The sequence below is a fragment of the Kineococcus rugosus genome, from assembly GCF_050871975.1.
GTDB lineage: Bacteria > Actinomycetota > Actinomycetes > Actinomycetales > Kineococcaceae > Kineococcus.
Genome location: NZ_JBJLSJ010000055.1, coordinates 1 through 22,499, shown reverse-complemented (window position 1 = coordinate 22,499; position 22,499 = coordinate 1). Strand labels below are relative to the sequence as shown.

At 75.5% G+C, this 22,499-nt stretch carries 22 protein-coding genes; 15 read left to right on the top strand and 7 right to left on the bottom strand.

Features of this window, described 5'->3' with window-relative positions; genetic code table 11:
* Positions 1-132: integrase core domain-containing protein (locus ACRYM6_RS21845; protein ID WP_432544992.1), on the top strand; the 132-nt coding region annotated here is incomplete at its 5' end.
* On the opposite strand, the gene ACRYM6_RS21840 is transcribed toward ACRYM6_RS21845, so the two are convergent.
* Both ACRYM6_RS21840 and ACRYM6_RS21835 read right to left on the bottom strand, forming a co-directional pair.
* Complete coding sequence (locus ACRYM6_RS21840) at positions 129-521, bottom strand: ATP-binding protein (protein ID WP_432544990.1); 393 nt, start codon at positions 519-521, stop codon at positions 129-131. The two genes, ACRYM6_RS21845 and ACRYM6_RS21840, sit on opposite strands and share 4 nt — an antisense overlap.
* A gap of 163 nt (positions 522-684) precedes the next feature.
* The gene (locus ACRYM6_RS21835; protein ID WP_432544989.1) at positions 685-1,302 is read right to left on the bottom strand and encodes a TMEM165/GDT1 family protein; all 618 of its coding nucleotides are present in this window, start codon (positions 1,300-1,302) and stop codon (positions 685-687) included.
* Between the two features lie 135 nt (positions 1,303-1,437).
* Here ACRYM6_RS21835 and ACRYM6_RS21830 point away from each other — a divergent pair, with 135 nt between their 5' ends.
* The 3 genes from ACRYM6_RS21830 to ACRYM6_RS21820 all read left to right on the top strand — a co-directional run bounded on the left by ACRYM6_RS21830 (position 1,438) and on the right by ACRYM6_RS21820 (position 3,922).
* Complete coding sequence (locus ACRYM6_RS21830; protein WP_432544988.1) at positions 1,438-2,325, top strand: Fpg/Nei family DNA glycosylase; 888 nt, start codon at positions 1,438-1,440, stop codon at positions 2,323-2,325.
* 64 nt (positions 2,326-2,389) lie between these two features.
* Entirely contained in the window at positions 2,390-3,535 is a 1,146-nt protein-coding gene (locus ACRYM6_RS21825; protein ID WP_432544987.1) for a glycerophosphodiester phosphodiesterase family protein, read from the top strand.
* Between the two features lie 111 nt (positions 3,536-3,646).
* The gene (locus ACRYM6_RS21820) at positions 3,647-3,922 is read left to right on the top strand and encodes a hypothetical protein (protein WP_432544986.1); all 276 of its coding nucleotides are present in this window, start codon (positions 3,647-3,649) and stop codon (positions 3,920-3,922) included.
* A 52-nt stretch (positions 3,923-3,974) separates the two neighbouring features.
* Here ACRYM6_RS21820 and ACRYM6_RS21815 read toward each other — a convergent pair whose 3' ends face one another.
* The 3 genes from ACRYM6_RS21815 to ACRYM6_RS21805 all read right to left on the bottom strand — a co-directional run bounded on the left by ACRYM6_RS21815 (position 3,975) and on the right by ACRYM6_RS21805 (position 6,463).
* Positions 3,975-4,988, bottom strand: a complete 1,014-nt coding sequence (locus ACRYM6_RS21815; protein WP_432544985.1) for a cell wall-binding repeat-containing protein — start codon at positions 4,986-4,988, stop codon at positions 3,975-3,977.
* A gap of 19 nt (positions 4,989-5,007) precedes the next feature.
* Positions 5,008-5,940, bottom strand: a complete 933-nt coding sequence (locus ACRYM6_RS21810; RefSeq protein ID WP_432544984.1) for a ferritin-like domain-containing protein — start codon at positions 5,938-5,940, stop codon at positions 5,008-5,010.
* A gap of 133 nt (positions 5,941-6,073) precedes the next feature.
* Positions 6,074-6,463 carry an SSI family serine proteinase inhibitor gene (locus ACRYM6_RS21805; RefSeq protein ID WP_432544983.1) on the bottom strand — a complete coding sequence of 130 codons (390 nt, stop codon included), beginning with the start codon at positions 6,461-6,463 and terminating at the stop codon, positions 6,074-6,076.
* 330 nt (positions 6,464-6,793) lie between these two features.
* Between ACRYM6_RS21805 and ACRYM6_RS21800 the strand changes: the two genes are divergently transcribed.
* Positions 6,794-8,833 (top strand): HelD family protein, encoded by a 2,040-nt coding sequence (locus ACRYM6_RS21800; protein ID WP_432544982.1) that lies wholly within the window; start codon positions 6,794-6,796, stop codon positions 8,831-8,833.
* Positions 8,834-9,204: 371 nt separating this feature from the next.
* On the opposite strand, the gene ACRYM6_RS21795 is transcribed toward ACRYM6_RS21800, so the two are convergent.
* Positions 9,205-10,155, bottom strand: a complete 951-nt coding sequence (locus tag ACRYM6_RS21795) for a ribose-phosphate diphosphokinase (RefSeq protein ID WP_432544981.1) — start codon at positions 10,153-10,155, stop codon at positions 9,205-9,207.
* A gap of 68 nt (positions 10,156-10,223) precedes the next feature.
* Between ACRYM6_RS21795 and ACRYM6_RS21790 the strand changes: the two genes are divergently transcribed.
* From ACRYM6_RS21790 to ACRYM6_RS21765, 6 genes are all read left to right on the top strand, one after another.
* Positions 10,224-10,571: a rhodanese-like domain-containing protein gene (locus ACRYM6_RS21790; RefSeq protein ID WP_432544980.1), complete on the top strand. Its 348-nt coding sequence runs from the start codon at positions 10,224-10,226 to the stop codon at positions 10,569-10,571.
* Positions 10,572-10,675: 104 nt separating this feature from the next.
* Positions 10,676-11,125, top strand: a complete 450-nt coding sequence (locus tag ACRYM6_RS21785) for an ATP-binding protein (RefSeq protein WP_432544979.1) — start codon at positions 10,676-10,678, stop codon at positions 11,123-11,125.
* A gap of 151 nt (positions 11,126-11,276) precedes the next feature.
* A complete protein-coding gene (locus ACRYM6_RS21780) occupies positions 11,277-13,394 on the top strand; it encodes a SpoIIE family protein phosphatase (protein ID WP_432544978.1) in 2,118 nt (705 codons plus the stop codon).
* Between the two features lie 10 nt (positions 13,395-13,404).
* The gene (locus tag ACRYM6_RS21775) at positions 13,405-14,154 is read left to right on the top strand and encodes a glycosyltransferase (protein WP_432544977.1); all 750 of its coding nucleotides are present in this window, start codon (positions 13,405-13,407) and stop codon (positions 14,152-14,154) included.
* Positions 14,151-15,587 carry a glycosyltransferase 87 family protein gene (locus ACRYM6_RS21770; protein ID WP_432544976.1) on the top strand — a complete coding sequence of 479 codons (1,437 nt, stop codon included), beginning with the start codon at positions 14,151-14,153 and terminating at the stop codon, positions 15,585-15,587. The genes ACRYM6_RS21775 and ACRYM6_RS21770 overlap by 4 nt, the downstream gene beginning before the upstream one ends.
* A 216-nt stretch (positions 15,588-15,803) precedes the next feature.
* A complete protein-coding gene (locus ACRYM6_RS21765) occupies positions 15,804-16,205 on the top strand; it encodes a helix-turn-helix transcriptional regulator (protein WP_432544975.1) in 402 nt (133 codons plus the stop codon).
* A gap of 30 nt (positions 16,206-16,235) precedes the next feature.
* Here the strand turns inward: ACRYM6_RS21765 and ACRYM6_RS21760 are convergent, their stop codons facing one another.
* A complete protein-coding gene (locus tag ACRYM6_RS21760) occupies positions 16,236-16,922 on the bottom strand; it encodes a PAS domain-containing protein (RefSeq protein ID WP_432544974.1) in 687 nt (228 codons plus the stop codon).
* Between the two features lie 139 nt (positions 16,923-17,061).
* Here ACRYM6_RS21760 and ACRYM6_RS21755 point away from each other — a divergent pair, with 139 nt between their 5' ends.
* The 4 genes from ACRYM6_RS21755 to ACRYM6_RS21740 all read left to right on the top strand — a co-directional run bounded on the left by ACRYM6_RS21755 (position 17,062) and on the right by ACRYM6_RS21740 (position 22,411).
* Complete coding sequence (locus tag ACRYM6_RS21755; RefSeq protein ID WP_432544991.1) at positions 17,062-19,596, top strand: DEAD/DEAH box helicase; 2,535 nt, start codon at positions 17,062-17,064, stop codon at positions 19,594-19,596.
* Positions 19,597-19,624: 28 nt separating this feature from the next.
* Positions 19,625-20,785 carry an aminotransferase class V-fold PLP-dependent enzyme gene (locus ACRYM6_RS21750; RefSeq protein ID WP_432544973.1) on the top strand — a complete coding sequence of 387 codons (1,161 nt, stop codon included), beginning with the start codon at positions 19,625-19,627 and terminating at the stop codon, positions 20,783-20,785.
* Positions 20,786-21,012: 227 nt separating this feature from the next.
* Positions 21,013-21,915, top strand: a complete 903-nt coding sequence (locus ACRYM6_RS21745; protein ID WP_432544972.1) for a DUF2382 domain-containing protein — start codon at positions 21,013-21,015, stop codon at positions 21,913-21,915.
* A gap of 43 nt (positions 21,916-21,958) precedes the next feature.
* The gene (locus ACRYM6_RS21740; protein WP_432544971.1) at positions 21,959-22,411 is read left to right on the top strand and encodes a DUF2382 domain-containing protein; all 453 of its coding nucleotides are present in this window, start codon (positions 21,959-21,961) and stop codon (positions 22,409-22,411) included.
* Positions 22,412-22,499 lie beyond the last annotated feature (88 nt).

Sequence of the window (22,499 nt, the reverse complement as noted above, 5' to 3'; positions counted from 1 at the left end):
GCCTCAGAGACTGAACGCCGCCAGGCCTTGCCCGGCTGGCTGCACGTCTACAACCATCACCGCCACCACACCGCCCTCGGCGGGCTACCGCCCGCCTCCCGCGTCACCAACCTCAGTGGTCAGTACACCTAGGCCTGGACGGAGTCGTTCGACAGCTCGAACCAGACGGTCTTGCCGAGGGGCCCGACGGCGAGGTCGGTGCCCCAGCGGGTGGACATCAGCTCCACCATCGCCATCCCGCGGCCGCTCTCGGCGTCGGCGCGCTGGGCGCCGACCAGCGGCATCCCGCCGCCGTCGTCGGAGACTTCGACCCGCAGGGAGGCGCCGTTGACGCGGCTGACGGCGAGCTGCACCATCCCGTCGCCGTGGACGACGGCGTTCGTGACGACCTCGCTGGCCAGCAGCAGCGCCGCCTCGACGGTGTCCTCGAGGATCTCGGCGGAGGCCACCCAGGGGGCGCACCACTCGGCGATGAGCCAGCGCGCGACCCCCACCGAGCGGGGGCTGGGTGGGAGGACCACCTGGAACAACGGTCCTCGACCTCCCCCGCACCAGCCCGCCGCGGCCTCTCCACGGCGTCCCCACCATCGCGCATGTCAGCACAGTCATCAATGCGTGACGCACAGTCAATCACTCGGTCCCCCGGTTGTCCGCACGCGCCCGCCCCGCGCCCGGTCCCGGGCCTCACACGGGCAGGTCGAGACCGGCCGCCTCCAGGGCCGTGAGGACCGCCAGCACCGCGCACACGACCCCGCCGATGCGGCTCACCGCCGCCACGCTGAGCTTGCGCACGATCGTCGCCCCGGCGGCCGCCGCCAGCCCGGACACCACCAGCAGCGCCGCCCACGCCCCCGCGAACACCGACACCGGGTCGTCGTACCGGGCCGCCAGGCCCGCGGTGAACAGCTGCGACAGGTCACCCCACTCGGCCAGGAAGACCACCCCGAAGCAGGCCAGCACGGCGCGCCAGCCCGACGCCCCGCCCTTCACCTTCTGCTGGTACTCCTCCAGGGCCTCCTCCTCGGCCTGCTTCGCCCTCGCCGCGCCCCGGAAGAGGGTGAACGCCCCCACCGCGAACAGGACGGCGGCGGCCGCGGCGACCGGCCGGTCCGGCAGCTGCGCCAGCAACCGGCCGGCCACGACGGCGATGAGGCACTGCACGGCGAACGCCAGCGCCACCCCCGCCCACGCCGTCAGGGGCTTGAAGCGGGTCGCCAGCACGAGCGTCGCGACGAACGTCTTGTCGGGCAGTTCCAGCAGCAGGATGGGCAGGAAGCTGGCCGCGAGGACGGTGAGGTCCACGGGTTCCTCTCGGGGTGGGGCGGGCGGGAGCGGACCATGCGACCACGGCGGGGACCGGCCGCGACAGCTCCAGCACTGCCTTTCGGACGGCCGAAGAAGTGGTTCGGGAGCACCGGGTGATCCAGACTGGGGCCCGTGCCGGAGCTCCCCGAGGTCGAAGGGCTCGCCGCGTTCCTGCGCGAGCGCGCGGTCGGTCGCGTCGTCGCGGGGGTCGAGGTGGGCGCCCTGAACGTCCTGAAGACCTTCGACCCGCCCCCCACCGCGCTGCAGGGCCTCCTCGTCGCCGGGGTCGCGCGGCACGGCAAGTGGCTCGACCTCGACGTCGACGGCCTGCACCTGGTGGTCCACCTGTCGCGCGCCGGGTGGCTGCGGTGGTCGGACGCGCTGCCGAGGACCCCGCTGCGGCCCGGGGGGAAGAACCCGGTGGCGCTGCGGGTGCGGTTCGCCCCCGACGGCGACGACGACCCCGGCGCCCCGCCCGGTTTCGACCTCACCGAGGCCGGGACCCAGAAGCGCCTCGCCGTGCACGTCGTCCGCGACGTCGCGCAGGTCCCCGCGATCGCCTCCCTCGGCCCGGACCCCCTGGACGACGCCTTCGACCTCGACGCGTTCCGGGCGCTGCTGGCGGGCTCGCGCCAGCAGGTCAAGGGGCTGCTGCGCGAGCAGTCCGTGCTGGCCGGCGTCGGCAACGCCTACTCCGACGAGGTGCTGCACGTCGCGAAGCTGTCGCCGTACGCGCTGGCCGGCGCGCTGCCCGACGAGGACGTGCGGCGGCTGCACGAGGCGCTGCGCGAGACGCTGCGCGCGGCCGTCGCCGCGGCCGGCGGCAAGCCCGCGAAGGAGCTGAAGGACGCCAAGCGCGCCGGGATGCGCGTGCACGGCCGCACCGGCCAGCCGTGCCCGGAGTGCGGGGACGTGGTGCGGGAGGTGTCGTTCGCCGACCGGTCGATGCAGTACTGCGCGACGTGCCAGACGGGTGGGCGGACGCTCGCGGACCGGCGGCTGTCCCGGCTCCTGAAGTGAGTTCTCCAGGTGTTCGCTGTGACGTTCCTCGACGGGCGGTCGTGACCAGCGGTTCACTGCGGACGTGAACCAGGACACCGTCGACCTCCGTCCCTCGCGCCGCACGGTGCTGACCGCCACCGGCCTCGGCGCCGGTGTGCTGGCCGCGCTGCCGCTGGCGCCCGCCCGGGCCTCCGCCTCCGCCGACACCGTCGCCGCGGCCACCGCCGCCGCGGCCTCCGGGGACCACGGCTGGCCCACCCCGTTCGTCGTCGGGCACCGCGGCGCCAGCGCCTACCGGCCCGAGCACACCGTCGCCTCCTGGGAGCTCGCCGCCCGGATCGGCGCCGAGGTCGTCGAGCCCGACCTGGTCCCCACCAAGGACGGCGTGCTGGTCTGCCGGCACGAGCCGGAGATCTCCGGGACCACGGACGTCGCCGAGCACCCCGAGTTCGCCGACCGCCGCGCCACCAAGGTCATCGACGACGTCGAGTACGACGGCTGGTTCACCGAGGACTTCACCCTCGCCGAGCTGCGCACCCTGCGGGCCGTGGAGCGGCTGCCGGAGCTGCGCCGGCGCAACACGGTCTTCGACGGCCTGTGGCAGGTGCCCACGTTCGACGAGGCGCTCGCGACCCGCGAGCGGCTGTCCGCCGAGCTGGGCCGGACCGTCGGGATCGTCCCGGAGATCAAGCACTCCAGCTACTTCCGGTCCCTCGGGTTCGACGTCGAGGCGTCCGTCGTCGCGACCCTCGCCGCGCACGGCCTGAACTCCGCCGGCGCCCCCGTCGTGGTGCAGTCGTTCGAGCTGACCAACCTGGTCGAGCTGCGCACCCGGTACGGGCTGCGCACGCCCACCGTGTTCCTCACCTCGGCCGAGGGGGCGCCCGCCGACCTCGTCGCCGCCGGGGACCCCCGCCAGTACGCCGACCTGCTCATCCCGTCCTCGCTGCGCGACCTGGCCCGGTACGTCAACCAGATCGGCCCCGCCCTCGGGCAGCTGACGACCGACCTGGTGGACGACGCGCACGCCGCCGGGCTGCAGGTGGTGCCGTACACGCTGCGCCCGGAGAACCAGTTCCTGCCCGAGGAGTTCCGCGTCGGGGACGACCCGGCCGACTGGGGGAACGTCCTGGACTACGCGCAGCAGCTCTTCGCGACCGGCATCGACGGGATCTTCACCGACGCCCCCGACGTCGCGGTCGTCGCCCGGGACCACTTCGCCGGCTGAGGTTCCGCCCGCGGGATGAGGCCCGGGTTCACCCCCCGGCACGATGCGCTCCACCCCCGCCCGGCCCGATGCTCGTGGAGTCGGGTTCGCGGAGCGGGTGAGGGGGACGAGATGGACATCGTGGTGGGGATCGTGGTGGGCTTCACGGGTCTGGTGGGCGCCGTGCTGATCCTGCTCACGGCCGCCGGGGGCCGGGCCGCGCGCGAGGGGAGGGGCGACGAGCACCTGCTCGTCGCCCCGCGTGGCGCCCGCTTCGGGGACGCGACCGACCTGGTGCTCGACGCCGCCCGCGCCGAGGCCGCCCGGGCCGCCGGTGAGCACGCGCAGGTCGTGGACCTGCACGAGCACCGGGCCCGGCGCGACGCCCCGGCGGGCCACGCCGCCTGACCGGACGGTCAGGGACGCGGCCCGCGGGTCACCCGGTCAGCCGGTCATCCGGTCACTGGACCAGGGCGGTGGCGGCGTCCACGGTGCGCTGCGGGACCGACGGCTCCCCGCCGAACACCCAGCCGTCGCCGGCGCCGACGTAGTCGGCGCGGTGGGCGGTCAGGTACGCCGAGGTGCGGTCGCCGAGACCGCCGTCGAAACCGGTGAACAGCAGCGGGACCCCGCCGGCGCCCGCGACGGGCGCCGCGGCCAGGGCGTCGGCCGCCGTGGCGTCCGTGCCGCCGACCAGCGCGACGCTCTGGCTGTCGAAGTTCTCCGTCGCGATCGCGTCGTCGGCGATCTTCGCGGCCGTCTCCTGGCGGTCGGCCCCGGCCAGCCGCTGGGTCGCGGCGACCTGGCCGTAGACGGCCTCGGTGACGGCGTTCCCGAGGACGACGCGGTTCGTCGTCCCCAGCTTCGCGAGGGCGTCGGCCGTGGCCGCCGGGACCGCCCCGGGCTCGGTGAGCAGCACCGGGTAGTTCCGCGCCCACGCGACCGGTCCCGCCGCCAGCGCGTCGGCGGTGCCGGTGCCGGTGGCGATGAACACCTGCTCCGGGGCGTCGCCGGACTCGTCGGCCGTGGCGACCAGCGCCGCCGTCTGGTACCGGTCGGCACCGGCGATGCGGTGCACCGTCTTGCCGGCCGCGGCCCAGGCGTCCTGCTGGGCCTGCGGGACCCGGTCGGTCCCGCCGACGATCCACACGTCGCTGACGCCGAGGCGGTCGATCTCCGCGGCCGTCACGGCGGGCACCGCACCGGTGTCGGTGTAGAGGATCGGCGCCGACCTCAGCCCGGCGAGGTAGGCGGCGGTGAGGCCGTCGACGGTGGCGTACCCGTTGACGACGACCACGTCGGTGGCGTTCCCGTCGGCGGGTTCGAGGAGCTTCGAGGCGGCGACGGCCGTGGCGAAGCGGTCGGGACCGGAGATGCGCTGGTCGAACGCGAAACCCGGTGCGGCCTGGGCGGGGGCGGTCGCCAGCCCCACGAGCAGGGCGGCGGCGGCGGTGGTGACGAGCGTCTTCTTCATCGGTGTTCTCCTCCGGGTTTCAGCTGGTGGCGATCTCGCCGTTGAGACCGGCGGGGTAGAACCCGCCCTTGCTGACGCCGGAACCCGGGGTCAGGTAGACGATGTTGAGGACCTCCTGCGGGCTGCGGCTGAACGCGATGGCGTTCTCGTCGGCGGCGACGAGGTTCGCCCGCCCGCCCGAGCCGACGGTGATGCCCTGGTCCTTGTCCGCACCGGAACCGTCGAGGGCGTCGCGGGCGTCGGAGATGAGGTTCGTGGGCGCGCTCAGCCCGTTCTCGTACAGCAGGGTCCGCACGATCCCCGAGTGGTACGCCTCGACGGCGAGGATCCCGGCGGCGGCCTCGAGGTAGGCGGGGGTGGAGATGAGCGGCGCGGCGCCCTTGTAGGCGGTGACCCCGACGTCCTCGAACAGGAACGCGCCGAGCAGGAAGAACGCCTCGGAGGAGAACGGGTCGAACGTCTGGCCCTGCTCGATGACGCCCGCCGCGACGGCCGCCGCGGTGAACGAGTCCTGCAGGTCGATGGCCGGGCGGGAGACCGCCGCGTTCCCCAGCGCCTTGCGCAGGAACTTCACGTGGGCGATCTCGTCGTTGGCGATCTCCTCGGCGTAGTAGCGCATCGCCTTGGACTTGAACGGCACCCGGTGCCCGCCGGTGACACCGCCCTGTCGCCCCGTCCCGGTGGCGAGGGCGTCCGCGAGGCCGTGGCCGTAGGCCGCGTAGCAGTAGAACTCCGCCTCCAGGTACTCCAGGTTCAGGGCGAAGTTCAGCACGCTGCCCTCGCTGGGGGCGGCGGTGGCGGCGGTGGCGGGGGCGGCCGCGGCGGTCCCCACCAGGCCGGCGCCGACGGCGCCGGCGGAGAGCAGACCCATGCCGCGCAGGAAGTTCCTGCGGTCCGCGGGGGTCTCCGAACTCCGGTTGATCATGTCGACGAGCAGTGCCTTCTTGAACATGGGCGGCCTTCGGCTCGGGGCGTCGCACGTCGACGCCGGCGTTCGACGCGTGGTGTCACGTCGTCGTGATCGGACGCCGGGTGTTCGGTGCCGCGGGCCGCGCGGATTGGTCGGGGTTCCCCCGGGTTCCGCGTCAGACCGCGCCGCGGGACGCGCTCACGGGCGTGCCGGGCTGCAGGAGGGGCGCGAGCCGGTCCCAGCGGGCGATCTCGCAGCCGTCGTTCCGGGCGAACCGGGCGTCGACGGCGACGCCTCCCCAGGTGCCGGTGACGGTGGCCGTCTGCGGACCGCCGTAGACCATCGTGCAGGCCATGTCGGCCGGGACGGGCGCCCACGGGTCGCGGGCGGCGGCGATGGCGGCGCAGGCGTTCTCGGCGTCGGGGTGGTCGCCGCCGGCGCCGCCGGCCGAGCAGGTCAGCTGCCAGGTGCGGGTCGAGCCGTTCCCGTCGTCCACCACCACGGTGAGCGCACCGTCCGCCGGGCTCGCCGAGACCGACCCCGACGGGCTGCTGCTGCTGGTCATGCCCGGTCCTCCTGCCTGCTGGTCGCCGCAGCCGCCGAGGACGGCCAGGCCCACCGCCGCGAGAGCGGCGGCACCGGCTCGGGCGCTGCGTCGGACGGTCCTGCGTGCGGTCACGGAGGGTGGGACGCTCCGTGCCGCCCGGTGGTTCCCCCGGGGCGACGCGCAGGGGGTGACAGGTCCTCACCGCCGGGAGTACGTTGAGCGGTTCGCGTCGCCCGGGAGTTCGCGCGCCGTCGCCGCGGACATCGTCCCGCGGGTGGCCCGGTGATCGCAACGTTGTTGTCCTGCACCGGTTCCGGCAGAATCGACCGCCGAAACCCCGGAGGAACCGTGTCCGCACCCGACCACGTCCTGACCGCCGAGCAGGCCCACCTCGACCACGCCCGCGCCGAACTCGCCCGCATGCGCGAGCACACCCTGTCCCTCGTCCCCGACGGCGGCGACGCCGTCGCCGACGAGGCCCTCGCCTGGACGCTGCACCGCCGCGCCGCCAGCCTCGTCGACGACCCGTCCAGCACCCTGTTCTTCGGCCGCACCGACCACGACGACGGCCAGTCGCTGCACATCGGCCGCCGCCACGTCACCGACTCCGCCGGTGACCCCGTCGTCATCGACTGGCGCGCCGACGTCTCCCGCGGCTTCTACCGCGCCACCCGCGACGACCGCGCCGGGGTCGTCCTGCGGCGCCGGTTCGGGGTCGAGGAGGGGCGGCTGACCGCGTACGAGGACGAGCACCTCGTCGACCGCGACGAGGCCGACACCTCCAGCGCCATCCTGGCCCGCGAGATCGAGCGCCCCCGGTCCGGGCCGATGCGCGACATCGTCGCCACCATCCAGCCCGAGCAGGACGCCCTCGTGCGCGCCGACGCGCAGACCACCGTGTGCGTGCAGGGGGCCCCGGGCACCGGGAAGACGGCCGTCGGGCTGCACCGCGCGGCGTGGCTGCTCTACGCCCACCGCGAGCGCCTCACCCGGCAGGGCGTCCTCGTCATCGGCCCCAACCGGGCGTTCCTGTCGCACATCTCCGCCGTCCTGCCCGCCCTCGGCGAGGTCGAGGTCGAGCAGCGCACCGTCGACGAGCTCCTCACCGCCGCCGTCGAGGGCCGGAAGGAGGTGCGGGTCCGCGGCACCGAACCCGCCGACGTCGCGACCCTCAAGGGCGACGGGCGGATGGCCGAGGTCGTCCGCCGCGCCGTCTGGTCCGCCGTCGGGGACCCCGCGCGGGTCCTGGAGTCCGGTGCCGTCGTCGTGACGCGCGGCGCGCGGCGCTGGCGGGTCCCCGGGTACGTCGTGCGGGACGTCCTCGACGAGCTCACCACCCGCGGGGTCCGCTACGAGGCGGCGCGGAACCTGCTGCCGCAGCGCCTCGCGCACGCCGTCCTGCAGCTGCTCGAGGCCGCCGGGGACTCCCCGGACGACGTCGTGCAGGACGCCGTGGCCCGCAGCCCCGAGGTGAAGCGGGCCGTGAAGGCGCTCATGCCCGCCCAGGACGCGGCGAAGGTCCTGCACCGGCTGCTGTCGGACCGGGAGTTCCTCACCGCCTGCTCGCCGGACGTGCTCACCGACGCCGAGCGCGACCTGCTGCTGTGGCCCAGCCCGCCGCGCACGGCGGGTGCGGCGCGGTGGACGGCGGCCGACGCGGTGCTGCTCGACGAGGTCCGCGACCAGCTGCAGCGCACGCCGTCGCGCGCGCACGTCGTGCTCGACGAGGCGCAGGACCTGTCGGCCATGCAGCTGCGCGCCGTCGGCCGCCGCTGCACGACCGGCGCCGCCACCGTCCTGGGGGACATCGCCCAGGGCACCACGCCGTGGTCGGCGCGCAGCTGGGACGACGTGCTGGGCCACCTGGGCAAGCCCGGCGGGTCCCTGGAGGTCCTGGACCGGGGTTTCCGCGTCCCCTCCGCGGTCATCGACTACGCCGCCCGGCTCCTGCCGGCCATCGCCCCGGACCTGTCGGTGCCCCGGTCGGTGCGCGAGGACCCCGGGCTGCTGGAGGTCGCCGGGGTCGCCGACCCGATCGCCCGCGCCGCCGCCGTCACCGCGGGGATGCTGGACGTGCCGGGGTCCGTCGGGGTCGTCGTCGCCGCGGACGCGGTGGAGGCCACCGCCGCCGCGCTCACCGCGGCCGGCGTGGGCTTCTCCCGGCTCGACGAGCCCGACGTCCACCAGCAGCGGGTCTCCCTCGTCCCGGCCGGGCTGGTGAAGGGCCTGGAGTTCGACCGCGTCGTCGTCGTCGAGCCCGCCGCGATCGTCGACGGCGAGCCCGACGCGCGGACCGGGCTGCGGCGGCTGTACGTGAGCCTGACGCGGGCCGTCAGCGCGATGGTGGTGCTGCACGCGCGGGAGCTGCCGGTGGAGCTGGCCGCCTGAGCCGGTCGGGCGGGGTGAGGGCGTGGTGGTCGCCCGCGCCGGTGAGCCCGTGGCCCGCCTGGTGCCCGCCCGATCGTGCGGAGCGCGCCGTCCCGGGGCGTGGAAGGGGGCGAGTGGTCGTCGCCGACGACGTCGGCGACACCCCTCAGGACCTGGTGGCCGCCTTCGTCGGCCACGGCGCAGCATTTCCGTGCACCAGGCACCACGTGGGCTCCCGAGGCGAACCCAGCTGACGTCCCGACACCGGCACGACCGCGACGTCCGTGACCGTGGAGCCGGGAAAGCGCGGCTGATCCGCTGACGGCTCCTGCGGTGCTGCGGCCCGGAGCGTCACCGGTGTCCTGCGACCCGGCTCCGGTGCCCGCGGCCGGTCAGTGCTCGAACAGCGCGCTGACCGACTCGCCCGCGTGGATGTGCCGGATCGCCGCGGCCAGCGCGGGCGCCACCGAGATCACCGACAGGCCCTCGCGCGGCCCGCCGCGCAGCGGCACCGTGTCGGTGCAGACGACCTCGGAGATGTCGGGGTGCGCGAGCAGCCGGTCCAGGGCGTCCCCGGCGAAGATGCCGTGGGTGCACACGACGCGGACGCTGCGCGCCCGCAGCTCCCGCAGCCGGTCGGTGAGCTCGAAGACGGTGCTGCCCTTGGCGATCTCGTCGTCCAGCACGATGACGTCCTTGCCCGTCACGTCGCCGATGACGTTCGCGATGACGACCCGGTCGTCGGGGAAGCGCTGCTTGGCGCCCGTCGCGATGCCGCAGCCCAGCATCCGGGCGAACGCGGCGGCGGGCTTGGCGTTGCCCAGGTCGGGGGAGACGACGACGGCGTTCGACAGGTCCTCGCCCTCGAAGTGCGTCGCGAGCTGCTTCAGCGCGTGCAGGTGGTCGACGGGGACGCGGAAGAACCCGTGCACCTGCGGGGAGTGCAGCGTCATGACGAGCACGTGGTCGGCGCCGGCGGTCTCCAGCAGGTCCGCGACGAGGCGGCCGCCGATGGAGGTGCGCCCGGCGTCCTTCTTGTCCGAGCGGGCGTAGGCGTAGTGCGGGACGACGGCGGTGACGCGGCCCGCGGAGGCGTGCTTGGCGGCGTCGACCATCAGCAGCAGCTCGACGAGGGCCTCCTGCACGGGCGGCACGAGCGGCTGGACGACGAACACGTCGCGCTGGCGGCAGCTGGCCCGCAGCTGCACCTCGAGGCAGTCGTTGGAGAACCGGCTCACCCGCGTCGGCGACAGCTCGACCCCCATCTCCGCGGCCACGGCGGCCGCGAGCTCGGGGTGGGCGGAGCCGCTGAAGACGGCGATGTCGCGGAGGCTGTCGGGCACGGGCAGCCACGCTAGCCCCGCCGCCGGGGCGGGCGGGGGGCCGCGGGGGCGCGCGTAGGCTCGGGCGCATGAGCGACCCGCGCACGTTCGACGTCGACGGCCTGCCCACCGTCGCGGTCTCCGACCTGGCCCCCGACGCCGTGATCATCGACGTCCGGGAGGACGACGAGTGGGCGGCCGGGCACATCCCCTCCGCCGTGCACATCCCGATGGGGCAGGTCCCGCAGCGGCTCGAGGAGCTGCCCGAGGGGGAGCTGAACATCGTGTGCCGGTCCGGCGGCCGGTCGCGTCGCACCGCCGAGTGGTTGCAGCGCAACGGCTACGACGCGGTGAACGTCGACGGCGGGATGGCCGCCTGGTCCGAGGCGGGGCTGGCGATGGTCGCCGACGGCGGTCAGGAGCCGTTCGTCCGCTGACCGCGGGCGCCCCGCCGGCCCGGCCGTCCGGGTGGTGCGAGGTTTGACCTCCTCGGGGCCCGGGTACCCACCGCTGGGTCAGGGTGGGAGGGGAACACGTGCACATGCCGACGGGAGCGCGGCCGGTACCGGCCACGCACTGGGCGACGTTCGCCCACGACGCGGCCTCGGTGCCCCGGGCGCGCCACGTGGTGCGCTCGGTGCTCGACGGGGCCGGTCTGGACGAGATGGCGACCGCTGAGATCGAGATCGTGCTCTCCGAGATCGTCGGGAACGCCGTCCGGCACGCCCGGCCGCTGGGCGACGGGGAGATCCACGTCCAGTGCGAGGTGATCCCCACCGCGCAGCCGCACGTGGAGATCTCCGTCACCGACGGTGGGTCGCCGGGGCGGTCGGTCGCGCGGCGGACGGCGGGGGAGAGCGACACCGGCGGCCGGGGCCTGTTCATCGTCGACGGCCTGGCCGACGAGTGGGGCGTCGTGGAGAACCTGGACGACCTGAGCCGGACGGTGTGGGCGTCGTTCGGGGGCCCCACCCGGCACCACCCGCACTGACCCCTGCGCCTCCCCCCGCCGGGCCGGGGCCGCGTCACCCGTTCAGCTGACGGGGACCCGGTGATCGGACACCCGGCGCGTTCAGTCGGATACGGTCAGTTCACGATCGGGCACGGGGCCAGGTCGTGGACCCGGACCGGAGGCTGCTGGCGTGGACGTGCCCGCGGCCGCACCGCTCCTGGGACTGCTGCACCGCACCGCCGCCGAGCTCGCCGCCGCCCTCGACGTCCGGGACGCCGTCACCGCCGTCCTGCGCACCGGCCGCGACGTCCTGCGCACCAGCACCTGCGGCATCGCGCTGCTCGACGAGACCGGCACCCTGCTCGTCCCCCAGGACCCGCGCGACGACGACCTCGCCGGTCTCGGCCGCGGCCGCCCCGTCCCGCTGGACTCCGCCACCCCCAGCGCCGAGGCCGCCCGCACGCGGCGCCCCGTCCTGCTGCGCGACCGCGCCGAGCTCGCCGCCCGCTTCGGCCCCGCCCCGGGCCCGGGCCCCGGCCTCAACGACAGCGTCCTGGAGCTCGGGGAGCACTCCTGGGCCATGTACCCGCTGGTGGCCCGCGACCGCCTCGTCGGGGTCCTGCGCTTCGGCCTGGCCCGCGAGGGGTCCCTCGACGCCGACGAGCAGGTCTTCGCCGCCACCCTCGCCGGGCAGTGCGCCCTCGCGCTGGAGAGGGCCCGGCTGCTGCGCGAGGCCCGGCGCACCGCCCTGCGCTACCGCACCCTCGCCGAGGCCGGCTCGCTCGACGTCTTCACCGCCCGCCCCGGGGAGGGCATCACCAGCGACATGCCCGGCTGGTCCGCGCTCACCGGCCGCGCCGACGTCCGCGGCAGCGCCTGGCAGCAGGACGTGCACCCCGAGGACCTGCCCGTCGTGCTGGAGACCTTCCACCGGTCCGTGCGGGAACGGTCCTCGGCCCGGTTCCGGCTGCGGGTGCGCGGCCTGAGCGGGTGGCGGACCGTCGCGGCCGTCGCCGTCCCCGTGCTGGCCGACCCCACCGACCCCGCCTCGCACATCGTGGAGTGGGTCGGCTCCCTGGACGACGTCACCGAGCGCGCCCGGGCGCGCAGCCGCACCCGCACCCTCAACGCCCTCACCGCGGCGCTCGCGATCGCCACGACGTACCCGCAGGTGCTCGACGCGGTCCTGCGCGCCTGCCTGGACGGCGGCGCCGTCCGCGGCACCCTGGCCGTCGCCGAGGGGCAGGGCGAGACGGGCCTGAAGGTGCACCGGCTGCTGGCCGACGGCACCCGCAGCACCGGCGACCTGACCGACCTCACCCTGGACGACCTGGAGTCCGTCGCCGGCGAGCGCGGGGCGTACCCGGTGGGCGCGGCGGGGGTGGCCGCGCTGCCGGCGTTCGTGCGGCCCTACTTCGAGGCGGCGATGGAGCTGGGGGAGACGTCGTGGGCCGTCCTGCCGCTGAACTCCCGCACCCGGCGGCTGGGCGCGCTGACCCTCGGGTTCACCGACTCCGGCGAGCACGAGGAGGACGACCGGGACTTCCTGCTGGCCTTCGCCCGGCAGGTCGCCGGGGCGCTGGACCGCATGCAGCTGCTCCAGCAGCAGCGCGACACCGCGACCGTCCTGGCCGAGGCCCTGCGGCCGGGACCGCTGCCGCCGGTGGAGTGGCTGAGCACCCACCGCGTCGCGCAGACCAGCGCCGGCGTCGAGGTCGGCGGCGACTGGGCCGAGATCGTCCCCCTCGACGGGGACCGGGTGGCCGTCGTGCTCGGCGACGTCATGGGCCGCGGGGCCCGGGCGGCGACCGTCATGGGCGAGGTCCGCACCCAGGTCCGCACCCTGGCCCTCGTCGACCCCCACCCCACCGCGGTGCTGCGGGGCCTGGACACCGTCGCCCGCGCCGGCGGCGGCGACGACCTCGTCACGATCTTCTACGGCGTGCTGCACCGCGACGGGCGGCTGCTGGCCGCCAGCGCCGGGCACCTGCCCCCGCTGACCTGCCACGACGGCCCGCACTACCTGGACGTGCCGCCGGGGGTGCCGGTCGGGGTGGGGGGCGACCCGCGCACGGACGTGCTGGACGTGCGGCTGGCCCCCGGCAGCGCGCTCGTGGTGTTCTCCGACGGCCTGGTGGAGACGCGGGAGCGGTCGCTGACGACGGGCCTGGCGGAGGTCCTGGAGCACTTCCGGGGGGTGGCCCGGGGGGGACCGGCGGAGATCGTGGACCTGCTGGTCGAGCGGATGGTCGGCCCGGACCCGACCGTCGACGACGACGTCACGGTGCTGGGCCTGCGGCTGCGCTAGCGTCGCCGCCGTGCCTGCTCCGCTCCCGTCCCCGACCGTCGCGGTCGTCATCCCGGCCAAGGACGAGCAGGAGCGGATCGCCGCGACCGTGCGCGCGGCCGCTGCGCTGGACGTCGTCGACGTGGTCGTCGTGGTGGACGACGGGTCCTCGGACCTGACGTCGAAGGCGGCGCGGGACGCCGGGGCGGTGGTCGTGGCGCACCCCCGCAACCGGGGCAAGGCGGCGGCGATGGCGACCGGGGCGCAGGCCGTGGCGCAGTGGGAGCGGGCCCGTCCGCGGGCGGGCGTGCGGCCGCGGCCGCTGCTGTTCGTGGACGCGGACCTGGGGGCCAGCGCCGCGGCGACGGCCCCGCTGACGGTGCCGGTGCTGGCCGGTGAGGCCGACATGACGATCGCGGTGCTGCCGCGGCAGGCGACCGCCGGGGGTGGTCGCGGGTTCGTGGTGGGCCTGTCCCGGCGGGGGACCCTGGCGGCCGCGGGGTGGTCCCCGCAGCAGCCGCTGTCGGGGATGCGCTGCCTGACGCGGGCCGCGTTCGAGGCGGCGCTGCCGCTGGCGCCGGGGTGGGGCGTGGAGACGGCGCTGACGATCGACCTGCTGCGGGCGGGCTTCGTGGTCCGCGAGGTGCCCTGCGACCTGCACCACCGGGTCACGGGCGCGGACCTGCGCGGGCAGCTGCACCGGGCGGCGCAGTTCCGCGACGTGGCCCGCGCGCTGGGCCGCCGCCGCGTCCAGGACGCGCTGCGCCGCCTCACCCGGTGACGGTGCTGCGCGCTGCGGGCACCGCCGGCGGCCCGGCCGTGCGCCCGGCCCGGCTGGCCGTCGCCGCGGGCGCGGTGTGCGTGCTGGGCTGGGCGGTGGTGGCGGTCCTGGGGCCGTCGGCGGCGGTGCCGGACCTGGGGGCGGGGTTCGGGGCGCTCGACCTGGGCGCGCGGCCGGGGTCGGCGCTGGTGACGGTCCTGCTGGCGGTGTCGGTGCTGGCCGGCGGGGTGGGGCTGGGGGCGGGGGTCCGCGCGGTGCACCGCGGCTGGCGCCCGCGCCGGGCCCTGCTGCTGGCGGCGGTCGCGGCGCTGGTCCTGACGCTGGTGCCGCCGGTGGGGTCGGCCGACCACCTCAGCTACGCGGCGTACGGCCGGATCGCGGCCCTGGGGGGTGACCCGTACAGCCAGGCGCCGGACGCGTTCGCGGGCGGGACGGACCCGGTGGCCTCGGCGGTGCGGGACCCGTGGCGGTCGACGACGTCGGTGTACGGGCCGGTCGGGGGGCTGCTGATGGCGGCGTCGTCGCTGGCCGGCGGCACGTCGGTGCGGACGACGGTGTGGGCGTGGCAGGTGCTGCTGCTGCTGGTGTGGGCGGCGGTGGCGGTCCTGGCCCACCGGGTGCTGCGCGAGGACGCGGCGCGGGCCCGGTTCGCGGTGCTGTGGACGGCGAACCCGCTGCTGCTGACGGTGGGGCTGGGCGGCGCGCACGCGGACGTGCTGGCGGGCGCGGCGGCGGTGGCGGCGCTGCTGCTGGCCCGGGACCGGCCGGGGTGGGCGGGGGTGGCGCTCGCGGTGGCCGTGGGCACGAAGCTGCCGTACGGCGCGGTGGGGGTCGGGATCGTGGTGGCGGCGCTGGCCGCGCGCCGGGCGCGGCCCGGCTGGTGGGTGCGGGGCGCGGTGGGGGCGCTGGTGGTGCTGGTGCCGGCGCACCTGTGGGCGGGCCCGCACGCGTACGACCAGACGCGGACGGCGAGCCGGTACGTGTCGCTGGCGACGATCTGGCGGCCGCTGGTGGACGCCGGGGTGCCGCGGGGGGTGCTGCTGCCGGGGATGGTGGCGGTGGTGGCGGTGGTGGCGGTGCTGTGGTGGCCGGTCCTGGTGCGCGGTGACGAGCTGCAGCGGGCGGCGGGGGCCGGTGCGGTGGTGGCCGCGGGGTACCTGCTGGGGGCGGCGTACGAGCTGCCCTGGTACGACCTGCTGCTGTGGGGGCCGCTGGCGCTGGCGGTGGTGCCGGGGGCGTGGACGGGTGTCCTGGTGGGGCGGCTGACGTTGCTGGCGGTGGCGTACGTGCCGGGTCTGGTGGACGGGATGAGCCCGGCGGTGGAGGCCGTGACGCTGGGGTACCGGCGGGAGGTGGGGCCGTGGGTGGCGTGGGCGGCGCTGCTGCTGACGGTCTTCTGGGGCCTCCGGTGCCGACGGAGAGTCGCCAGCTAGTCACTCTGTGGCATTCTCGGTGAGGGCTCACGTACCGGGTCCCCGCGGCGGACCCCCCTGGGGGACGCCGACGAGCGGGTGGAACGGTTCATCCGGTCGGGTGGCTCCCACCCCCGACCGGTCAAGGGTGGACGACCACCACCCGAACCCTGTCAGGACCCGGAGGCCCGCTCCGGGAGCGGACCACGTCGAGAGAACGGCTGAGGAGCGCGACGCATGGAGCACGGCGACACGGCACTGGTGGACGGCGACGGCGCGCGGGTGCCGAACGACTGGTGGAGCGACGTGCTGCGCACCGTCTCCGACGGCGACCGCCGCATGATCGTCGAGGACGCCGCCGGCAACCGCTTCGTCCTCCTGTCCGAGGCCCGCTACCGCGCCCTGGAGGCCGCCGAGCGCGCCCAGGCCCCCGGCCGGCCCCGCGTGACCCTCACCGCCCGCGAGCAGGAGGTCCTGCAGATGATCGCCGACGGCTGCCCCGGCTCCGTCGCCGCCGAACGCCTCGGCCTGGCCCCCAACACCGTCGCCCAGCACCTCGCCTCGGTCCGCCGCAAGTACGGCGTCCGCTCCTCCGCCGCCGCGGCCGCCGTCGCCCGCCAGGACGGCCTCATCTCCTGACCCGGCCCGGACGGCGCCGCGCCCCGCCCCTCACGGGCTGGGCGTCGTGAACCCCACGATCTGCCGCGTCGTCCGGCCCCCCTCCCCGGTGAGGGCGTGCCCCACGGTCGACAGCCAGCGCACCGACCCGTCCGCGTGCAGCACCCGGAACCGCAACCCCAGCGACGACGCCCGCTCCAGCGCCCCGGCCGTGGCCCGCCGCACGTCCTCGCGGTCGTCCGGGTGCACCGCCGACAGCACCTCCTCCCAGGTGACCCGCTGCTGCCGGGCCGCGAACCCCAGCAGCCCGCTGACCCGCTCGTCCAGGTCCACCACCGCCGGCTCCAGGTGCAGCGCGAACGCCCCCGACGGCGTCGGCGGCACCCCCCGGTCCACCACCCGCGTCACCAGCGCGTCCGGGTCGGCCGTCGCCGCGGCCAGGTCGACGCGCGCCCGCAGCTCCGGCGGCAGCTCCGGCAGCACCGCCTCGCCCGCGGGACTGGTCAGCAGCAGCCGGACCAGCGCGCGGAACGGGATCGCGTCCCCCTGAACCAGCAGACCCGCGCGCCGGCCGTGGTCGTCGTCCAGCGCCAGCGCGTCCACCAGCGAGGTCAGCTCCGGGTCCGGGCCCGGCGGCGGCTCGTCCCCCCACAGGCCCTCGAGGTCGGCCCGCACCTGCTCGGCGCGCCGCCGGACGTGGTGCTCTCGCGACAGGCGGTCGTCGTCGACGGTGCTCACCCCCTCCTGATCGCGGGACCGGGGCCCAGGATGGCCCAGGGAGGGGGTCCGGCACCACGGTCGGGACGACCCGCCCCCCACCGGCCACCGGTGGGAGCATGGGACCGCCATGACGATCACCGACCCCACCCTCCCCGACCTGCTCCCCACCGCGGGCAGCGCCGCCGCCACCGACCCCGACACCGTCCTGGAGGCCTTCACCACCTGGGTGACCTCCCGCGGCATCACGCTGTACCCCGCCCAGGAGGAGGCCCTCCTGGAGGTCGTCTCCGGGTCCAACGTCGTCCTCGCCACCCCCACCGGCTCGGGCAAGTCCCTCGTCGCCGCCGGCGCGCACGCCGCGGCGCTCGCGGCGGGGATCCGCTCCTTCTACACCGCGCCCCTGAAGGCCCTGGTCAGCGAGAAGTTCTTCGCCCTCATCGAGGTCTTCGGCGCCCACAACGTCGGGATGATGACCGGCGACGCCTCGGTGAACCCCGGCGCCCCGATCGTCTGCTGCACCGCCGAGGTCCTCGCCAACCTCGCGCTGCGCTCGGGGGCCTTCGCCGACGTCGGCCAGGTCGTCATGGACGAGTTCCACTTCTACGCCGACCCCGACCGCGGCTGGGCCTGGCAGGTCCCCCTCGTGGAGCTCCCGCAGGCGCAGTTCCTGCTGATGTCCGCGACCCTCGGCGACGTCACCGCCCTGCGCGACGACCTGACCCGCCGCACCGGGCGGGCCACCGCCCTCGTCACGTCCGTGGAGCGACCCGTCCCGCTGCACTACTCCTACGCGACGACACCGCTGCAGGAGACCGTCGAGGAACTGCTCCAGACCGACCGCGCGCCCGTCTACGTCGTCCACGCCACCCAGGCCGCGGCCGTCGAGCAGGCCCAGGCCCTCACCAGCGCGAAGATCGCCACCCGCGAGCAGCGCGACGCCATCGCCGAGGCGATCGGCGGGTTCCGGTTCGCCGCCGGGTTCGGCAAGGTCCTGTCGCGGCTGCTGCGGATGGGCGTCGGCGTCCACCACGCCGGGATGCTGCCCAAGTACCGCCGCCTCGTCGAGACGCTCGCCCAGGCCGGGCTGCTGAAGGTCATCTGCGGCACCGACACCCTCGGCGTCGGGATCAACGTGCCCATCCGCACCGTGCTGTTCGGCGGGCTGACGAAGTTCGACGGCCGCCGCAACCGGCACTACCGCGTCCGGGAGTTCCACCAGATCGCCGGCCGCGCCGGCCGCGCCGGTTTCGACACCGCCGGGACCGTCGTCGTGCAGGCCCCCGAGCACGAGGTCGAGAACGCCCGCCGCGTCGCGAAGGCCGGGGACGACCCGAAGAAGCAGAAGCGCGTCCAGCGGGTCAAGGCGCCCGAGGGTTTCGTGTCCTGGTCCCAGCAGACGATGGACAAGCTCGTCAGCGGCGAACCCGAGCAGCTCACCTCCCACTTCCGCGTCACCACCTCGATGCTGCTCAACGTCCTGCAGCGCCCCGGGAACCCCGTCGAGGCGATGCGGCACCTGCTGCTGGACAACCACGAACCCCGCAAGAACCAGCTCAAGCACGTCCGCCGGGCCGTGGAGCTGTTCCGCGCGCTGCTCGACGCCGGGATCGTGGAGAAGCTGCCCGCACCGCTGCCCGACGGCCGGCAGGTCCGCCTCGTCGCCGACCTCCAGCTCGACTTCGCGCTCAACCAGCCGCTGTCGCCGTTCGCGCTCGCCGTCGTCGACGACCTGCTCGACCCCGCGTCCCCCACGTACGCGCTCGACGTGGTGTCCGTCATCGAGGCCACGCTCGACGAGCCGATGAAGGTGCTGCTGGCCCAGCGGTCCAAGGCCAAGGGCGAGGCCGTGCAGCGCATGAAGGCCGACGGCATCGAGTACGAGGAGCGCATGGAGCTGCTCGAGGACGTCGAGTGGCCGCAGCCGCTGGCCGAGGAGCTGCGCGCGGCCTACGAGACGTACCGGTCGGGGAACCCGTGGGTCGCCGACTACGAGGTGCGGCCCAAGTCGGTCGTCCGCGACATGTACGAGCGGGCCATGACGTTCGGCGACTACGTCCAGCACTACCAGCTCGCCCGGTCCGAGGGCCTGGTCCTGCGGTACCTGTCCGACGCCTACAAGGCGCTGAAGCAGACCGTGCCCGACGACGCCCGCACCGAGGAGCTCACCGACCTCGTCGAGTGGCTCGGGGAGGTCGTGCGGCAGACCGACTCCTCGCTGCTGGCCGAGTGGGAGGCGCTGCGCGACGGCGTGGACGTCGACGACGTGGAGGACGTCGTGGCGCCGCAGGAGGAGGAGGCGCCGCCGGTCACGGCGAACCGCCGCGCCTTCCGGGTCCTGGTCCGCAACGCGGTGTTCCGGTTCGTCGAGCTGTGCGCCCTGGACCGGCCCGCCGCCCTCGCCGAGCTCGACGGGTCCCCCGACGAGGACACCTGGGCCGACCAGCTCGACGCCTACTACGAGGAGCACGAGTCGATCGGCACCGGCCCGGACGCCCGCGGCCCGCACCTGCTCCAGGTCGACGACGGCTCCGGCCCCGAACCGAAGGGCTCGCCGCGGAACTGGTACGTGCGGCAGGTCCTGGAGGACCCGGCCGGCGACCGCGACTGGGGGATCGTCGCCGAGGTCGACCTCGACGCCTCCGACGAGGCCGGCGCCGCCGTCCTGCGCGTCGCGGGCCTGCTGCGCCTCTGACCGTCCGGGCTGCGGGTTGGATGGGGGCGTGAGCCTCACCTGGAGCCTGGACGCCGACGTCCGCCACCTCAACCACGGGTCCTTCGGGGCCGTCCCCCGGTACGCCCTGGACCGGCAGGCGGAGTACCGGCGGCTCATGGAGGGGTCCCCGGTCAAGTGGTTCGTCGGTGTGCCGCAACGCATCGCCGCGGCCCGGGCCCGGGTCGCCCCGTACCTGGGGGTGTCCGCGGACGACCTCGCGTTCGTGCCGAACGCCAGCGCCGGGGCCAGCGTCGTCCACGGCTCGCTGCGGGCCGCGCCCGGCGGCGAGGTCGTCGTCACCGACCACGGGTACGGCGCGGTCACGATGGGCGCGCACCGCTTCGCCCGCCGCTGGGGCTGCACCGTCCGCACCGCCCACGTCCCGCTCGCCGCCGGCCCGCGGGAGGCGGCGGACGCGATCACGGCGGAGTTCTCCGACCGCACCGTCCTGGCCGTGGTCGACCACGTGACGTCCCCCACGGCCCGCTTCCTGCCCGTCGACCTCGTGGGCGCCGCGGCCCGCGCGCGCGGCATCCCCTTCCTGGTCGACGGCGCGCACGTCCCGCTCCTGCTGGCCGACCCGCTGGCGGGGGTGGACTGCGACGCCTGGGTCGGGAACCTGCACAAGTTCGGGTGCGCGCCGCGCGGTGCGGGGGTGCTGGTGGCCCGGGGCCCGCTGCGCGACGACCTGCACCCGCTCATCGACTCCTGGGGGGCGGGCAAACCCTTCCCGACGGGTTTCGACGCCCAGGGCACGCTGGACTTCACGAGCTGGCTCGCGGCGCCCGACGCGCTGGACGTCGTGGAGCGGGAGGTCGGCTGGGACGCGGTCCGCCGGGACGCCGCCGCGCTCGTCGCGCAGGGCGCCGACCTCGTCGCCGACGCCCTCACCCGCCGCACCGGGCAGGACCACCGCGTCGACGTCGGCACCCCCGCCGGCCCGTTCCGCCTCCTCGCGCTGCCGGGCCGCCTCGGCCTGGGCCCCGGCGGCACCGACGCGGTCCGGGACCGGGTCCTGGCGCAGTTCGACGTCGAGGCCGCCTTCACGGCGTTCGGCGGCCGGGGGTTCCTCCGGCTCACCGCGCACGCCTACAACACGCCCGACGACTACGCCGACTTCGCCGGGCGCGTCGTGCCCGCGCTGGTGGCCTGGTCGCGCGAGGAGTGACGCCCGTACGCTGATCTGGTCACTGATCACGTTGCCCCGCAACGAGTGTGGGATCAGTTCGCGTCGAGGGCGGCTTTCAGGTTGCGACCGCCGCGTGAGGGACCAGCATCGTACTCGGCACACCGGCCACGAGGCCGGCGGAACACGCACTGGTCCAGACCGAGGGCCGTTGAACTGTCCGACCCGCCGGCGACCGCCGCGCGGAGCACCTCGGAAGGGAACACCCCATGGCGCACGACTTCACGCCCGACACCCTCTTCGGCACCACCGTCACCGGTTCCGACGGCGACAAGATCGGCAAGGTCGACGAGGTCTTCCTGGACAACCGCACCGGCCAGCCCGAGTGGGTGTCGGTCAAGACGGGTCTGTTCGGTTCCAACGTCTCCCTGCTGCCGCTGTCCGCGGCCAGCCTCTCCGGCGACGTCCTGACCGTGCCGTTCGACAAGAGCAAGGTCAAGGACGCCCCCCACCACGACCCGGGCCGTGAGCTGAGCGAGTCCGACGAGGACGACCTGTACCGCTACTACGGCATCGCCGACACGTCCGGCACCACCACGGGCACCACCACGGACACCACGACCGGGCTCACCGGCACCGACGTGACCGGCACCGCCACCACCGGCACCACCGGCACCGCGACGACCGGCACCACCGGCACCGGCGACCTCACGACCGGTCACACCCACGGCACCGGGCACGCGGCGGGCCACGACACCTCCGGCCCGGACACCGACAACGCGATGACCCGCTCCAAGGAGGAGCTGCACGTCGGCACCGAGACCCGCGAGGCGGGCCGGGCGCGGCTGCGGAAGTACATCACCAGCGAGAACGTCTCCCGGACCGTCCCGGTCTCCCACGAGGAGGTCGTGGTCACCCGCGAGCCGATCACCGAGGCGAACCGCGGGGCGGCCCTGTCCGGCGGCGACCTGACCGAGGAGGAGCACGAGGTGGTCCTCACCGAGGAGCGCGCCGTGGCCGCCAAGGAGACCGTGCCGGTCGAGCGCGTCCAGCTCGGCACCGAGACCGTGACCAGCGAGGAGACCGTCGAGGCCACGGTGCGCGAAGAGGTCATCGACGTCGACGCCGACACGACGGTCGACGCCACGCGCGGTCGCGACGACCGTCGCTGATCCGCAGCTGATCGCAGGCCGACTCGACGTCAGGGACCCCAGCATGGACAGCAGTTCCCCCGGTGCACCCGCCCCCGTGGGTGAGGCCGGTGACGCTGGGCCCGACGTCGAGGTCGTCCTGCGCGGCGAGCAGCTGCGCGTCGGCACCGAACGGGTCCCGGTGGAACGGGTGCGCTTCTCCAAGCGCGTCGTGACCACCACCCGCACCGTCGAGGTGCCCGTCCGGGTCGAGCAGCTCGTCGTGACGCACGAGCCCGTCACCGACGGCGACGCCGGGACGCTCGCGGAGCCCGGCGGCGCGCGCGGTGAGGAGGAACTCGTCATCGTGCTGCACGAGGAGGTCCCCCGCGTCAGCCTGGACGTCGTCCCCGTGGAGGAGGTGCGGGTCCGGGTGCGCACCGTCGCGGGGGAGCAGGTCGTCACCGCCGACCTGCGCCGCGAGACCGTCGGCCTCGACGTCGACGGGGACGTCACCGTCGTCGCCGGCACCGACTGAGGCGCACCGCCCCGGGGGGGGGCGCCGGCGCGGCCCCCCGCGCCCCCCCCCCGGGGGCGGGCCGGTCGTGCACGCCCCCCGGCTGCCG

Coding starts and splice junctions, on each gene's coding strand:
- ACRYM6_RS21820 (WP_432544986.1), top strand. CDS start 3,647: ATGGACATCGTGGTGGGGATCGTGGTGGGCTTCACGGGTCTGGTGGGC.
- ACRYM6_RS21815 (WP_432544985.1), bottom strand. CDS start 4,988: ATGAAGAAGACGCTCGTCACCACCGCCGCCGCCGCCCTGCTCGTGGGG.
- ACRYM6_RS21810 (WP_432544984.1), bottom strand. CDS start 5,940: ATGTTCAAGAAGGCACTGCTCGTCGACATGATCAACCGGAGTTCGGAG.
- ACRYM6_RS21805 (WP_432544983.1), bottom strand. CDS start 6,463: ATGACCAGCAGCAGCAGCCCGTCGGGGTCGGTCTCGGCGAGCCCGGCG.
- ACRYM6_RS21790 (WP_432544980.1), top strand. CDS start 10,224: ATGAGCGACCCGCGCACGTTCGACGTCGACGGCCTGCCCACCGTCGCG.
- ACRYM6_RS21785 (WP_432544979.1), top strand. CDS start 10,676: ATGCCGACGGGAGCGCGGCCGGTACCGGCCACGCACTGGGCGACGTTC.
- ACRYM6_RS21765 (WP_432544975.1), top strand. CDS start 15,804: ATGGAGCACGGCGACACGGCACTGGTGGACGGCGACGGCGCGCGGGTG.
- ACRYM6_RS21745 (WP_432544972.1), top strand. CDS start 21,013: ATGGCGCACGACTTCACGCCCGACACCCTCTTCGGCACCACCGTCACC.
- ACRYM6_RS21740 (WP_432544971.1), top strand. CDS start 21,959: ATGGACAGCAGTTCCCCCGGTGCACCCGCCCCCGTGGGTGAGGCCGGT.